Source organism: Streptomyces sp. NPDC104371 (genome assembly GCF_055583785.1).
Genome location: NZ_JBVJNF010000005.1, coordinates 383508 through 397810, shown reverse-complemented (window position 1 = coordinate 397810; position 14303 = coordinate 383508). Strand labels below are relative to the sequence as shown.

General features: G+C 72.6%; 13 protein-coding genes. 6 read left to right on the top strand and 7 right to left on the bottom strand.

The features are described 5' to 3' along the window. The first annotated feature begins 165 nt into the window (after positions 1-165). On the top strand, positions 166-807 hold the full coding sequence (locus tag ACZ60T_RS18805; protein WP_469666881.1) for a CBS domain-containing protein: 642 nt from the start codon (positions 166-168) through the stop codon (positions 805-807). A gap of 23 nt (positions 808-830) precedes the next feature. Here ACZ60T_RS18805 and ACZ60T_RS18800 read toward each other — a convergent pair whose 3' ends face one another. Together ACZ60T_RS18800 and ACZ60T_RS18795 are read right to left on the bottom strand one after the other, a co-directional pair. Beyond that, positions 831-2441 (bottom strand): AMP-binding protein, encoded by a 1611-nt coding sequence (locus ACZ60T_RS18800; RefSeq protein ID WP_469666880.1) that lies wholly within the window; start codon positions 2439-2441, stop codon positions 831-833. Beyond that, entirely contained in the window at positions 2438-4117 is a 1680-nt protein-coding gene (locus tag ACZ60T_RS18795; protein WP_469666878.1) for an AMP-binding protein, read from the bottom strand. The genes ACZ60T_RS18800 and ACZ60T_RS18795 overlap by 4 nt, the downstream gene beginning before the upstream one ends. Positions 4118-4242: 125 nt before the next feature. Here ACZ60T_RS18795 and ACZ60T_RS18790 point away from each other — a divergent pair, with 125 nt between their 5' ends. Then, entirely contained in the window at positions 4243-5052 is an 810-nt protein-coding gene (locus tag ACZ60T_RS18790) for a helix-turn-helix transcriptional regulator (RefSeq protein WP_469666973.1), read from the top strand. A 158-nt stretch (positions 5053-5210) separates the two neighbouring features. Next, positions 5211-8024, top strand: a complete 2814-nt coding sequence (locus ACZ60T_RS18785; protein WP_469666877.1) for a helix-turn-helix transcriptional regulator — start codon at positions 5211-5213, stop codon at positions 8022-8024. A gap of 278 nt (positions 8025-8302) precedes the next feature. Here the strand turns inward: ACZ60T_RS18785 and ACZ60T_RS18780 are convergent, their stop codons facing one another. The 5 genes from ACZ60T_RS18780 to ACZ60T_RS18760 form a co-directional block, all read right to left on the bottom strand. Continuing rightward, positions 8303-9430 carry a winged helix DNA-binding domain-containing protein gene (locus ACZ60T_RS18780; RefSeq protein WP_469666875.1) on the bottom strand — a complete coding sequence of 376 codons (1128 nt, stop codon included), beginning with the start codon at positions 9428-9430 and terminating at the stop codon, positions 8303-8305. 45 nt (positions 9431-9475) lie between these two features. After that, the gene (locus ACZ60T_RS18775; RefSeq protein ID WP_469666874.1) at positions 9476-10105 is read right to left on the bottom strand and encodes an Rv1733c family protein; all 630 of its coding nucleotides are present in this window, start codon (positions 10103-10105) and stop codon (positions 9476-9478) included. Between the two features lie 140 nt (positions 10106-10245). Then, complete coding sequence (locus ACZ60T_RS18770) at positions 10246-11070, bottom strand: rod shape-determining protein (protein WP_469666872.1); 825 nt, start codon at positions 11068-11070, stop codon at positions 10246-10248. Then, complete coding sequence (locus ACZ60T_RS18765; RefSeq protein WP_469666870.1) at positions 11067-11441, bottom strand: TraR/DksA family transcriptional regulator; 375 nt, start codon at positions 11439-11441, stop codon at positions 11067-11069. Before ACZ60T_RS18765 ends, ACZ60T_RS18770 begins: the two co-directional genes overlap by 4 nt. Before the next feature lie 65 nt (positions 11442-11506). Further along, entirely contained in the window at positions 11507-11833 is a 327-nt protein-coding gene (locus tag ACZ60T_RS18760) for a TraR/DksA family transcriptional regulator (RefSeq protein ID WP_252428543.1), read from the bottom strand. Positions 11834-12194: 361 nt separating this feature from the next. Between ACZ60T_RS18760 and ACZ60T_RS18755 the strand changes: the two genes are divergently transcribed. From ACZ60T_RS18755 to ACZ60T_RS18745, 3 genes are read left to right on the top strand one after another with little or no spacing between them, the layout of a single operon-like run. Further along, positions 12195-13148 carry a HAMP domain-containing sensor histidine kinase gene (locus tag ACZ60T_RS18755; RefSeq protein ID WP_365623305.1) on the top strand — a complete coding sequence of 318 codons (954 nt, stop codon included), beginning with the start codon at positions 12195-12197 and terminating at the stop codon, positions 13146-13148. Positions 13149-13150: 2 nt separating this feature from the next. Then, a complete protein-coding gene (locus ACZ60T_RS18750; RefSeq protein WP_252428563.1) occupies positions 13151-13810 on the top strand; it encodes a response regulator in 660 nt (219 codons plus the stop codon). Between the two features lie 3 nt (positions 13811-13813). Next, positions 13814-14257 (top strand): hypothetical protein, encoded by a 444-nt coding sequence (locus tag ACZ60T_RS18745; RefSeq protein ID WP_469666868.1) that lies wholly within the window; start codon positions 13814-13816, stop codon positions 14255-14257. Positions 14258-14303: the final 46 nt, after the last annotated feature.

The following is a 14303-nucleotide window of genomic DNA, read 5'->3' as shown; positions in this document are numbered from 1 at the left end:
CGCTTCTCCTCCGTGTCCCGCCGTTCGGCCCACCCTGCCAAGCCAGGCGGCACTGGTCGGAGTGGCGGGGCGGTGTTGTCATGGGAGGGAGATGGGCGTGGGTCAGTCCGCGGGGCCGGAGGTGGTCGGTGGGCGCCGCGTCGTGGAGCGGAGGAGATCGATGCCATGCTGAACCGCCGCACGATCGGCGATGTGATGACCGAGGAGGTCGTCACCCTCCGCGCCGACACCCCGTTCCACGAGGTCGCCGCCCTGCTGGACGCGAACGACATCGGCGCGGCGCCCGTCATCGACGACGACGGCGCCCCGATCGGTGTCGTGTCCGCCTCCGACGTCCTGCGCCATGAGACCGGTCTGCCCGATGCCCTCGGGCAGGACGGCGACGACGAGCACGCCTGGGGGAAGGCCCGCGCCCAGACCGCGGGCGCGCTCATGAGCAGCCCCGTCTTCACCGCCCGCGCCGACTGGACGATCCCCCGCGCCGCGCGCGAGCTGCGCACCCGGCATGTCAAGCAACTGCCCGTGGTTGACCACAACGGGCTCCTCACCGGCATCGTCAGCCGCAGCGACCTGATGAACACCTTCATCCGCTCCGACGACGAGATCCGCGACGAGGTCGAGCAGGACGTCCTCGGGCGCATCCTCGGCCTGGCGGAGGGCACCGTCACCGTCGAGGTCGAGGACGGTGCCGTCCTGCTGCGCGGTCAGGTCTCGCAACCGCGGCTGGTCGCGGTGGTCGCGGGCCTGTGCCAGGGCGTCGAGGGGGTCGTGGCCGTGGAGGCCCACCTCCGCGCCGCCCCGGCATAGGGCCACCGGAGAACAGACGGACGCTAACGGTCCGCGTACCGCTCCCGCAGTTCGATCTTGCGTACCTTGCCCGACACGGTCATCGGGAAGGTGTCCAGGATCTGGAGCCTGCTGGGGATCTTGTAGTGCGCGAGCTGCTCCGCGCAGAAGTCCCGCAGTTCCTCCAGCGTCGGCGCGTCGGCCGCGTCGCGCGGGACCACGCAGGCCAGGACCTCCTCGCCGTAGCGCTCATGGGGCACGCCGACCACCTGGACGTCGGCGATCTTCGGATGCGCGTACAGGAACTCCTCGATCTCGCGCGGGTAGATGTTCTCGCCACCGCGGATGATCATGTCCTTGATCCGGCCGACGATCTCGACGTAGCCGTCCTCGCGCATCTTCGCCAGGTCGCCGGTGTGCATCCAGCGCCCGGAGTCGACGGCCTCCGCGCTCTTCTCGGGCTCGTTCCAGTAGCCGAGCATCACGCTGTAGCCGCGGGTGCGCAGCTCGCCCGCCGAGCCTCGCGGCAGGGTGACCCCGGTCGCCGGGTCGACGATCTTCACCTCGAGGTGCGGCAGGACCCGGCCGACCGTCGCCGTGCGGTGCTCCAGGTCGTCGTCCCGGCGGGTCTGGAGCGAGACGGGTGAGGTCTCCGTCATGCCGTAGCAGATGGACACCTCCTCCATGTGCATCTCGGCCATCACTCGCTTCATCACCTCGACCGGGCACGGCGAGCCCGCCATGATGCCGGTCCGCAGGGAGGAGAGGTCGTAGCTCGCGAAGTCGGGGAGGTTCAACTCGGCGATGAACATGGTCGGTACGCCGTACAGGGAGGTACAGCGCTCCTGTTCCACCGCCCGCAGCGAGGCCGCCGCGTCGAAGGACGGCGCCGGGATGACGATGCACGCCCCGTGCGAGGTGATGGCGAGGTTGCCCATCACCATGCCGAAGCAGTGGTAGAAGGGGACGGGCAGGCACACCCGGTCCTGCTCGGTGTAGTTGACCGTACGGCCCACCCAGTAGCCGTTGTTGAGGATGTTGTGGTGGGAGAGGGTGGCGCCCTTCGGGAAGCCCGTGGTGCCCGAGGTGTACTGGATGTTGACCGGGTCGTCACAGCTCAACTCCGCTGCCACAGCGAGCAGTTGCTCCTGTGAGACAGCGGCTCCGGCCGCCGTGAGCGCGTCCCAGGACGGATCGCCTATGTACGCGACCTCGCGCACCTCGGGGCACCCGCCGCGCACTTGGTCGACCAGCGCGCGATAGTCGCTCGTCTTGTGGGAGAGCGAGGCGACCAGCAGCGAGATACCGGACTGCTTCAGCACATACGCCAACTCATGGGCGCGATAGGCGGGGTTGATGTTCACCATGATCGCGCCGATCCGGGCGGTGGCGTACTGGATCAGTACCCACTCGGGGCAGTTGATCGCCCAGATGCCGACGCGGTCGCCCGTGCGCACCCCCTTGGCGAGCAGCCCGCGCGCCAGCTCGTCGACGGCGGCGCCGAACTCGGCGTAGGTCCAGCGGCGTCCGGAGGCCACGTCCACCAGCGCGTCACGGTCCGGGTACGCGGCGACCGCACGGCCGAGGTTGGCGCCGATGGTGTCGCCGAGCAGCGGGGTGGTGCTGGTCCCGTGGGCGTACGACGGTGCGGTCACCGGAAGTCCTCCTCGCGGTACTCCGCCGTGGACCCGGCGGCCGTGGCCTCGCGCAGTTCGATCCGGCGGATCTTGCCGGAGATGGTCTTGGGCAGGTCGCCGAACTCCAGGCGGCGCAGGCGCTTGTACGGGGCCAGGGTCGCCCGCGAGTGGTCGAAGAGGATCTTCGCGGTGTCCGGTCCGGGCTCCCAGCCCGCGGCGAGCACGATGTACGCCTTCGGGACGGCGAGCCGCAGCTCGTCCGGCGCGGGCACGACGGCCGCCTCGGCCACCGCCTCGTGTTCGAGCAGCACGCTCTCCAGCTCGAAGGGCGAGATCTTGTAGTCGGAGGCCTTGAAGACGTCGTCGGCCCGCCCGACGTAGGTGATGTATCCGTTCTCGTCCCGCGAACCGATGTCGCCCGTACGGTAGTAGCCGCCCGCCATGGACTCGGCCGTGCGGTCGGCGTCGCCGTGGTAGCCGGCCATCAGACCGACGGGCCGCGACGCCAGGTCCAGGGCGATCTCGCCCTCGCCCGCGCCGGGCGCGCCCGTCACCGGGTCCAGCAGTTCGATACGGAAGCCGGGGCTGGGGCGGCCCATCGAGCCCGTCTTCAGCGGCTGTCCGGGGCTGTTGGAGATCTGTACGGCCGTCTCGGTCTGGCCGAAGCCGTCCCGGATGGTCACGCCCCAGGCGCGCCGCACCTGTTCGATGACCTCGGGGTTGAGCGGCTCACCGGCGGCGACGGCCTCGCGGGGCGGGGTGCGCAGTTGGGTGAGGTCGGCCTGGATGAGCATGCGCCATACGGTCGGTGGGGCGCAGAACGTGGTCACACCGGCCCGGTCCATCTCGGCCATCAGCCGACTCGCGTCGAAGCGCGTGTAGTTGTGGATGAACACGGTCGCCTCGGCGTTCCACGGGGCGAACAGGTTGGACCAGGCGTGCTTGGCCCAGCCCGGCGAGGAGATGTTGAGGTGGACGTCCCCGGGCTTCAGGCCGATCCAGTACATGGTCGACAAGTGGCCGATGGGGTAGGAGACTTGGGTGTGCTCGACCAGCTTGGGGCGCGCGGTGGTGCCCGAGGTGAAGTAGAGCATCAGCGGGTCGTCGGCCAGTGTGGGGCCGTCGGGCGTGAACAGCTCGGACGCCGCGTCCATGTCCTCGAACCGCTGCCAGTCGCCGTCCGCGCCGCCGACGGCGATCCGGGTGTAGTCCCCGGGTACCTCGGCGAACTTGCCCATGTCCTCGGCGCGTACGAGCACATGCCGGACCCGGCCGCGCTCGACCCGGTCGCGCAGATCGGCGGGGCCGAGCAGCGGGGTGGCCGGGATGACCACCGCGCGCAGCTTCATCGCGGCCAGCGCGGTCACCCACAGCTCGGCCTGGTTGCCGAGCATGACGAGCACCCGGTCCTCGGCGCACACGCCGTGCTCGCGCAGCCAGTTGGCGGCCTGGTTCGAGCGCCGGGACAGTTCGGCGAAGGACAGCCGTGTCTCGCCGCCGTCCTCCTCGACGATGTGCAGCGCGGTGCGGTCGTTGCCCTGTGCCATGACGTCGAACCAGTCGAGCGCCCAGTTGAAGTGCTCCGGTCGCGGCCACTGGAAGCCCGCGTACGCCGTCGCGTAGTCCTCCCGGTGCGCGAGCAGGAAGTCCCGCGCGGCCCGGAACGCGGGCGCGGGGTCGGTGTTCGCTGTCATGTGTCGTCCTCCTTGCCGGACAGCTACCTCACATCGTGTAATCCGTGATGTAGATCTCACCACCCCCGAACGGGGGTGCGCCGCGACAAGGGGGCGGGCACGTGGCAGACGCAGCCGAGACGGTGATGGTGCGGGGCGCGCTGGTGCGGCTGCGGCGGGTGACGGGGCTGCCGGTCGCCTTCGGGGGTCTGGTGGAGCCGGGGCGGCCCCAGATCCGGATCAGCGAACTGAGCGGGACCACGACGTCGGCGTTCAGCGCGCTGGCCGTCGCCACCGGCAACGGCCTGGGCGGCAAGGCGGCCGTACTGGTCCGGCCCTGCGCGGTGACGGACTACTCGACCTCGCGGCACATCAGCCATGAGTACGACCTGGCGGTGGCGACCGAGGGCGTCAAGTCGGTGCTCGCGGTGCCGGTGGTCGTCCGCCGACGGGTGCGCGCGGTGCTGTACGGGGCGCTGCGGACGGCCCAGCCGCTGGGTGACCGCACGCTCAGCGCGGCCGTGGAGGCGGCGCGGGACGTGGAGCAGGCGCTGGTCGTCCGGGACGAGGCACAGTCCCTGCTGGCCGCGGCGCGCGAGCCCGCCGGGCCGTCCGGCGCGGCCTGGGAGCAGGTCCGTGAGGCCCATGGCGCGCTGCGGGCGCTGGCCCAGCGCGTGCACGATCCGGTGGTACGGGCCGAACTCCTCCAGGTGTGCGGGCGGTTGGCGGGCGCGACCGCCTCCGAGCCCTCGGCACACGCGGTGGAGCTGGCGCCGCGCGAGGTGGACGTCCTGTCCTGTGTGGCGGGCGGCTCGACGAACGCGGCGACCGCGCAGCGGCTGGGGCTGCGCCCGGAGACCGTGAAGGGGTATCTGCGGTCCGCCATGCGGAAGTTGGGCACACACACGAGAGGCGAGGCGGTGGTCGCCGCACGCCGGGCCGGTCTCCTGCCGTAGACCCGCTCCGCGCTCCTCCGCGTCGACGGCTCGCCGTTCACCGGACGCCACGCCGAATTCCCTTGTGCCACGTCCCTGTTATCTGCCTCACCATAGTCTGGCCGAATTCCGTCACCAGGTGCCTAATAGTCCCCAGGAGACGACACGCGGAGGGAGCGGTGACCGTGCGCCGGGACTTCAAGGAGCCTGTGAGACCCCGCTCCGATCTGGTCATCGGCCGGGAGGAGTTGCTGGCGGGAGCGCGCGAGCAACTCGCCGGTGGCGGCAGTGTGCTGGTGCACGGCCCGGCGGGGACAGGGAAGTCGACCGTGTTGCGCGCGCTGAGCACGGAATACGGCGAAACGGTGCGTACGGTCCTGCGCTGCTCGGCGACCGAGTCCGAATCCCATCTTCCCTTCCTGGCCCTGGCCGACCTGCTCGGCCAGGTGCTGGACGAGGTCGCCGACCGGCTGCCCGCGCCGCAGCGCACCGCCCTGGAGTCCGCGCTCACCGGCCGCGGGGAGTCCACGCTGCAACGGGACGGACTCGCGCTGCGTCTCGCGGTGCTCTCGACGCTGCGGGCGCTCGCCGCGAGCGGCCCGGTGCTGATTGTCGCCGACGACTTCCAGTGGCTGGATCCGGCCAGTGTCGAACTGCTCGGCTTCGCCGCGCGGCGCCTCGGCGGTACGCCCGTACAGATGCTGTGCGCGGTGCGTACGCACACCGAGCCGCAGGCGCAGATCCACGAGCGCTGTCTGAGCGCGACCCCGCCGGACACGCTGCCGGTCAAGGTCGGCCCGCTCTCGCGCGCGCAGATCGCGCAGCTTCTCCACCACCGCGGCCACACCGGGCTGCCCCGCTCCACGGTCCGCGACATCCACCGCTCCAGTGGCGGCAATCCGCTGTTCGCGCTGGAGTTGGGCCGCGCTCTCGCCGAGAGCCCGACGCCGCCGAGCCCTGGCGAGCCGCTGCCCGTACCGACGTCCCTGCGCGCGCTGGTCCGCGGCCGTCTGGAGGCGCTGCCCGAGGACGCGCGCCGCACGCTGCTCGTGGCGAGCGCGGGGGCACGGCCCACCGTGGCGCTGCTGCACACGGCGGGCCGGGAGAACGCGGAGGCGGAGATCGCGCAGGCCACCGCGCTGGGGCTGGTGGTGACGGAGCGGGACGCGCCCGGCGTCGTCCGGTTCGTCCATCCGCTGGTCTCGGCCGCCCTGTACGCCGAGGCGGGCGCGCAGGAGCGGCGTACGGTGCACGCGGCGCTGTCCACGGCGGTCTCCGACCCGATCGAGCGGGCCCGGCACTTCGCGCTGTCGTCGACCGGGACGGACCCCCGGGTGGCGGCGCGGCTCGCCGAGGCCGCGGCCGTCGCCCGGGACCGGGGCGCGCCGTCGGTGGCCGCCGGGCTCGAACTGCTCGCGGCCCGGCACACCCCCGTGGACGCCGAACCCGGGCCGCACGAGCCGCGGTTGCGGGCGGCCGAGGACGCGCTGACCGCCGGGGAGACCGACCTCGCGCGGGACATCGCCCACGAGGTGCTGGCGAGCGCGGCCGAACCGTCGGACCGGGTACGGGCGTGGATGGTCGTGATCGACGCGGCCGGGCATGCCATGGCCGAGGTCGACGCGGTCTTCCCGCAGGCGCTGGCCGACGCGGGCGACGATCCCCGGCTGTTGGCCCTCGTGCACTACCAACTCGCCTGGCGCGCGGTGATCGTGGAGGGCGACTTCGAGCGGGCCCGCCAGGAGGGGGCGCTCGCCGCGCATCTGGCGGCCCGCGCGGGCGACCGGCGGGGCGAACTGCTCGCGCTGGCCTTCCAGGCCCAGACCGAGACGCTGATGGGCCATCCGGACGCGCCCGCGACGATCGCACGGGCGCTGAAGGAGCCGCAGGACCCGCGCGTGGCGTGCGACCACAACGGCGCGGGCGCCGCCCGGTTCCGCTGGCTGATCATGGGCGACCAGTTGACCGAGGCGCGCAAGACGATCAGCGCGTTGCTGCGCGAGGCGCGGCGGCGCGGGGTCGTCGAGGCCGAGACACACTTCCTGCGCGGGCTCGCCGAGACCGAGTTGCGGGCCGGACACTGCGGGCGGGCCCTGGAGTTGGCGCGCGAGAGCCTCGGGCTGGCGCGCGACACCGGGATCGGGGAGGCCGCGAGCGCCACACTCACCTCGCTCGCCGAGGCCGCGGGCGGCGAGGTGGACCGGGCGCTGACCCTGGCCCGGGAGGCCGTGACGCGCGCCGAGGAGGACGGCGACGTGCTCTATCTGTCCCGGGCGCTCGCCGCGCTCGGGCATGCCCGGCTGGTGGCCGGGGACGCGGCGGGGACGGTGCGATCGCTGCGCAGGGTACGGGAGTTGGAGGAGGGCCTCGGGGTCACCGATCCGGCGCGCGGACGCTGGCACGGGGACCTCGCCGAGGCGCTGGTGCGTGTCGGGGAGCCGGCCGAGGCGCAGGAGGTCATCGACGCCACGCGCACCCGGGCACTGCGGCTCGGGCGCGAGAGCGTGCTCGCGGTACTGGACCGGGCGCAGGCCCTGGTCCGGGCGGCGCGGGGCGAAACAGCCGTCGCGATACGCCAGTTGACGCATGCTCAGGAGCGACTGGGCAAGCTGGGCCACGGTCTGGAGGAGGCGCGGGCGGCGTACGCGCTGGCGGATCTGCGGGCCCAGCGGCCGGGACCGTCCTCGTACGACGAGGCGACGCGGCTCTTCCGCCGCTGCCGTGCGATGCCGTGGCTGCGCCAGGTGGAGACGGCCGCGGTGACGGGACCGCCGCAACCAGGACTGGCCCCCGCGGCGCTCGACGTGCTCGCCGCGACGGAGCGGCAGGTCTCCACGCTGGTCATGGAGGGTGCGACGAACCGGGAGATCGCCGCCCGCCTGTTCATCAGCGTCAAGACGGTGGAGGCGACCCTGACCCGCGTCTACCGCAAGCTGGGCATCCGCTCGCGGGTGGACATCGTGCGCCTGGCGGCCGGGCACCGCTCTGGCTGATTCCTCACCCGACCGCCACCTGGGCTGGTTTACGCGCGGAGACCGAGGGTTATCCCTGCCCGCTTCCGCTAGGGGGTTCCCTCATTGGGAGGGGACCGCTCCGGCTTCTAGCGTATGCGTGTGCCGCTCGCACGGGCACACGGAAGGCAGGCCCCAAGGCTTCCGTGAGTGGGCCCCCGCCCGTGCGACCCCCCACCGGCAGCACACCAGCCAGGGGGCGTTGCGAGCCTCCACGAGCGGCCCGCAACGCCCCCTATCCATGGCCCTGTTCAGGGCCGTCAGGCCGTCGCCACCGTGCCGAACCGTATGCCGCCGGACGGCGAACCGGTCGTCGCCGCCAGCATGCGCTCCCCCTCCTCGACGATCTCCCCGCGCTGTCGCGCGCCGAGCGTGCCGAACGGCTCGATCGTCAGTGTGTCGTCCGCGAGCCGCCACAGGCCCGCGAGGAACCCGTCGACCAGGAGCGTGGGGTAGGCCTGATTGCCTTGCCGGCTACGGCCTTTGAGGTGCGGAGGTATGACGCGGGAGCGGTCGGCGTGAGAGAGGAGGAGGTTGTCGAACTCGGGCAGGAAGCGCGGCGGCGCCGGGGTGTCCGGGTCGGGCCGGGGCGCGTCCGGGAGGTCGAAGAGTTCGAGGCCATGCTCGTCGCGGAAGGTGACCAACTCCGGGCGCAGACCGTCGAATACGTCACGCAGGCAGGTGAGGCCCGACCAGTTCTGCATGTCCTTGACCGAGGCGGGGCCGAACGCGCGGAGGTAGCGCCGGACGGCGGTGTCCGGGGCGAGGGCCGGTGCGACGGGGCGGCCCAGCCAGTGCTCGGCCGTGGTGAGCGCGACCTGACCGCTGCGGCCCCACAGACCGCGTGGGGTGACCTGGACGAGGGGCAGCAGACAGCGCGCGGCCACGGCGAGGGACCCTGGGTCGGCGTCCGGCCACTCGACGCGCAGCTCCTCGCGCAACTGCGCCATGGTGCGCGGCTCGGTCTCGACGCGTTCACGGGCGAGCGTGGCCAGCCGGTCCAGGTCCACCCCGGCAAGTCCCTTGCGGAAGTGGGTGAGTTCGCGGGTACGGGCGGCCTGCACCCACGGCCGCAGGGTGAGGCAGTCGTCGGCGGTGTGGGTGTGGATGGTGGAGCGCAGGGTGACGATACGGACGGTCTCGCGGTCGGCCATGAGCCGCGAGAGATGCTCCGGGGCGAAGCCGTCGAGCCGGGCCGCCAGCGCGTAGTACGGGGGCTTGACGTTCTGCGCCTGGAGCCCGACGAGGTGTTCGACCGCCGCCTTCGCCGACAACGGCGCGCGCTTCAGGAGTAGTTGACGGTCGAGGGTGGCGCGGTTGAGGGCGCGGGTGGTGAGGACGGGGGCGGCGGGGTCCGCACGGCGGACACGGGGGCTCGGCTTCGTCATGGCGCGCACACTAGAGCCTGTGGCGAGAGTCCCGCCGCCCCGGCTCTAGCGCTCCGTGGGCGCGGTCCAGCGCGGGGCCGTCGTGGTCCAGGCCGAGTCCCAGGCAGCGAGGTCGCGCCGCTCCAGTCCGCGGCGGACCACGCCGTACGCTCCCGCGCCGGTGAGGGCCGTCGCGATGGCGGCGAGGAGGGCCCAGCCGATGGCGTTGTCCCGGATCTGACGCCTCGTCAACGGCGGTTCGGTGAGCGTGCCTTCGTCGGTGACCCAGACGTGGACGCGGCTCCCCGCGGGCAGGCCCGGTGTGACGCCGGTCTTCGCGGTGCGCGCGCGGCCGTCCGGGGCGGTGAAGCGGACCGTGACCGGGTACAGCGCCTTGTTCGCCTCGTCGGAACCCGGCTCCGGGTGGCGGGGCGCGTCGTGTTCGAGGACCGCGGGGGTGCGGTGCGACGTCCGGGCGTCGTGCTCGGCGGTCCGTCGCAGATCGTGGTACGCGGCGTTGCCGACCAGCAGCATGACGGTGGGGGTCACCACCAGCAGGGCCAGCAGCAGGGCGAGGCCGTTCCATGCGCGCAGCAGATCGGTGCGGCGGCGCAGCGGGTTACGCCGGAACCGCCACCACAGGGTGCGCGGAGCTGCCTCGGGGGGTGGCTGGGCCTGGGGGATCTCACCGGCCACGGCGTATCTCTCCTTCCGTATGCCGAAGCTCGTATGCCGAAGCTCGTATGTCGTATGCCGACGTTCGTATGCCGAAACGGTGCGCGCGGGCAGCCGGAAGCTGCCCGCGTGCGAGGACGAGGGGGGACGGGGGTGCGGAACTAGTTCAGGTGCAGGACGGTGCGGACCGCGCCCGTGGTGGAGGGGTGCGAATGAGCCGCTTCCAGGAGCGTGGCGGCGCCTCGTACGGCGGCGGTGTGCGGGGCGGGCGCGGGCCTCACCGGGGCGTGCAACCGGCCGCTGAGACCGTAGGTGATCTCCGGTCGGAGCGCACCACCGCCCGCCAGCAGGACACCGCGCCGCAGCGCTTCGAGCGTGAGCGAGGTGCGGTCCTGTCGCACCATCGCGGTCACCATGCCGACCACGGCGTCCGTGATCTGCGTGTGCGAGGTGGTGTCCGTGAGGTCGCTGGTGCCCAGCATCGTCCGGCGCGCGTCGGCGACCGAACCGTCCGTGAGGAGGACCACCTCGGTGAGGTGCGCGCCTATGTCCACGACGAGCAGGGGGTACGACAGGTCCACACCCGCGACGGCGGCGACGGCGCGGGCGGCGGGAACGGTCAGCACCGTACGCGGTCGCAGCACCTCCAGCGCGGTGCGCACCTCGCTGCGGAAGGCGACCCCGTCCAGTACCGGCGTGGCCACGATGACCAGGGGAGAGCCGATCCGGGACAGCCGACGGGCGAGGAGGTCCTGGAGCATCACGGCCGCCGCCGGGGTGTCGACTATGGCCCCGCGCCGTACGGGGTGGACGGCGCCGGTGGCCGGGGACGTCACCGTGGGCACGTCGAGGATCAGTCCCCGGCCGGCGATCCACGCGCGGGTGCGGACGCTGCCCAGGTCGAGGGCGACGCCGCTGCACTGCCGGCACAACGGCCAGGGTCTGTGCCGGGCGGGCGTGGGGTGGGAACGCGGTGCCGTGGTCACCGGCCGGCCTCCCTGACCTGCTGGCAGCGGGCGCAGTAGCGGGCCTGCGGCACGATCATCAGACGGTCGCGGGATATGGGCCGCCGACACAGGTGGCAGGACCCGTAGCGGCCCTCCGCCATCCGCTCGAGGGCCGCCTCCACGTCGCTGAGGACCATACGGGCGGAGGCGGCGAGCTTGACGGTCACCTCGAGCTGCGCCGCGTCCTGCCGCGCGGGCGGCTCCCCCTCACCGGTCGCGGCGGCGGCCGTGATCTGGTGGAGCTGCTCCCGACGGAACAGGCGCTGCTCGTGCAGGCTCTCACGGAGCATGGCGAGGTCCTCGGCGGACAGGACCGTACTGCGGTCCCCGATGATCTGCTGGTTCACCACTTCACCCCTCGGGCAGGGCGGGACAGGAAGGCTGGACGGCGACGCTCAGGCGGTGCTCGCGTTACTCAGGCGGTGCGGCGCCGGCACGAGACGCAGTAGCGCGTGTACGGCAGGATCTCCAGGCGTTCGGCCGGGACCGGCCGGGAGCAGCCCAGGCAGGTGCCGTACGTACCGTCCTGGACCCGGACCAGGGCCTCGTCGATCTCCTTGAGCACCTCCTGGATGCCGTCCTTCTGGGCCGACATGAGGTCGTCCTCCGCGGAGCGGCCGTTCTCGGTGAGGGCCTGGAGCTGGGTCAGCCGTGCGTTGCGGGCGTGCTCGAGGCGCTGGCGGGCCTCATGGGCGGTCGGACGCTCGGGGCTCGGTTCGGTCCGGGACGTATCGAGCGACATGGCGGATCCTTCAGAGTCGGTGCGTATATCAGGGCAAGTCGACGGGGCCGCGAGCAGTCCGGCTACGGTTGACGCAGCGGGACTGACTGCTCGGCCCCGCTCTCACCTTGGACGATCCGGCGGCGAATACCCATCGGTCACAGCACCCATCTGTCGGGGGACGGGAGATCCATCCGGTGGCCGCGGGGTGGCCGGATGGGTGGGGCGCGCTCGCGGAAATGGGGGACAGATCCCATCGACCGCGCGCGGACCGGCGGGCAGGCTTGGCCGTGGCTCAGCGCCCGCGCCCGGCTTCCGGGGTGCGCGGCTGGTCGCGACCGGCGCTGAGGCAGACCGTGGCAGGAAAGGAAGGCGTACCCCGGTGTCCCTGTTCTGGCGGATCTTCGGGCTCAACGCGGTGGTGCTGGGCACGGCGACCGCGCTGTTGTTGTGGGCTCCGGTGACCGTCTCCGTCCCGGTCGTGCTGACCGAGGCGGTCATCCTGGTGGGCGGTCTCGCCGTCATGCTCGTCGCCAACGCGGCCCTGCTGCGGTTCGGCCTGGCCCCGCTGGACCGGCTCACCCGGCTCATGACGACCGTCGACCTGCTGCGCCCCGGCCAGCGGCTCCCGGCCAGCGGGCACGGCGAGGTCGCCGAGCTGATCCGTACCTTCAACGCCATGCTCGACCGGCTGGAGACCGAGCGGGCCGCGAGCAGCGCGCGCGTGCTGCTCGCGCAGGAGGCCGAGCGGCGCCGTATCGCTCAGGAGCTGCATGACGAGGTCGGCCAGAGCATGACCGCGATCCTGCTCTCGCTCAAGCGGTCGGCGGACGAGGCGGACGAACCGCTGCGCGGTGAACTCCAGCAGGTTCAGGAGATCACCCGGGAGAGCCTGGACGAGGTCCGCCGACTGGTGCGCAGGCTGCGGCCGGGCGTCCTGGACGATCTCGGCCTGATCAGCGCCCTGACCTCGCTCACCACCGACTTCGCCGCCCACACCGGGCTGCGCGTCGTGCGCCGCTTCGAAGCCGACCTGCCCACGCTGGATCCGGAGACGGAGCTGGTGCTCTACCGGGTCGCGCAGGAGAGCCTGACCAATGTCGCCCGCCACGCGGACGCCGAACGCGTCGAGGTGAGCCTGCGCCGCGCCGACGGCGCGGTGGTCCTCGCCGTGAGCGACGACGGCCGCGGGACGGTGGCCTCGTGCGAGGGTGCCGGGATCCGCGGCATGCGCGAACGGGCCCTGCTCATCGGGGCCGCCCTCGACATCACCCCCGCGTCCCCCACCGGGACCCGGATCCAGCTCACCGTGCCCCTAGTCAGGAAGCAGCCGTGACCATGCCCGCCCCGTCCAAGATCCGTATCCTGCTGGCCGACGACCACGCGCTGGTACGGCGCGGCGTCCGGCTCATCCTGGACCGGGAGCCGGATCTGGAGGTGGTCGCCGAGGCCGGTGACGGGGCGGAGGCCATAGAGATGGCCCGCACCCATGACATCGACCTCGCCGTCCTCGACATCGCCATGCCCCGGCTGACCGGGCTTCAGGCGACCCGCGAACTGGCCGCGCTCAAGCCGGGCCTGCGCATCCTGATGCTGACGATGCACGACAACGAGCAGTACTTCTTCCAGGCGTTGAAGGCGGGCGCCTGCGGCTACGTCCTGAAGTCGGTCGCCGACCGCGACCTGGTCGCCGCCTGCCGGGCCGCGATGCGCGACGAGCCCTTCCTCTACCCGGGCGCGGTCACCGCCCTGATCCGCAACTACCTCGACCGCGTCCGCCACGGTGAGGAGGCCCCCGACCAGATCGTGACGGCCCGCGAGGAAGAGGTCCTCAAGCTCGTCGCCGAGGGCCACTCGTCCAAGGAGATCGCCGAGATCCTGGTCATCAGCGTCAAGACCGTCCAGCGCCACCGGGCGAACCTGCTGCACAAGCTCGGGCTGCGCGACCGTCTGGAGCTGACCCGCTATGCCATCCGCGCGGGCCTCATAGAGCCCTGACCCATGGCCGAGGCCTCGCCCACCGCCCGCGGACGTCCCGCCAGGGCGGCGACCGGTACGCCGGTCGCCGTCCTGCTGGCGCTTGTCACCGCGCTCATCACCGCGTTCGCCGTACTCGGCACCCCGGCGCGGCACTCCCCCGCCGACCCGGCGCCGACCGGTACGTCCATGTCCGTGTCCGTGGCCGCAGTCGCCCACGCGCACGACACCACGCCCTTCGCCGACGACGCGTGCGCGACCACCTGCACCACCCGGGCCAGGGCCCACCGCGACCCCCTCGGCGAGCGCACGGCACCGCCCGGTCAGGTCGTCACCCTGCCCCGGGGCACGACCGCCACCCCCGCGCAGCCCCTGCGGGCGCCCCCGTCCGCCGAGCAGCCGCCTCCGCTCGCGGAGCACACCACCCATGACCGCGGGCGGGCACCGCCCACGCCGTCCAGCACCTGACACCCCCTTTCCCTTCTTCGGCCGCGCCCCGCCGCGGCCGTGGTGT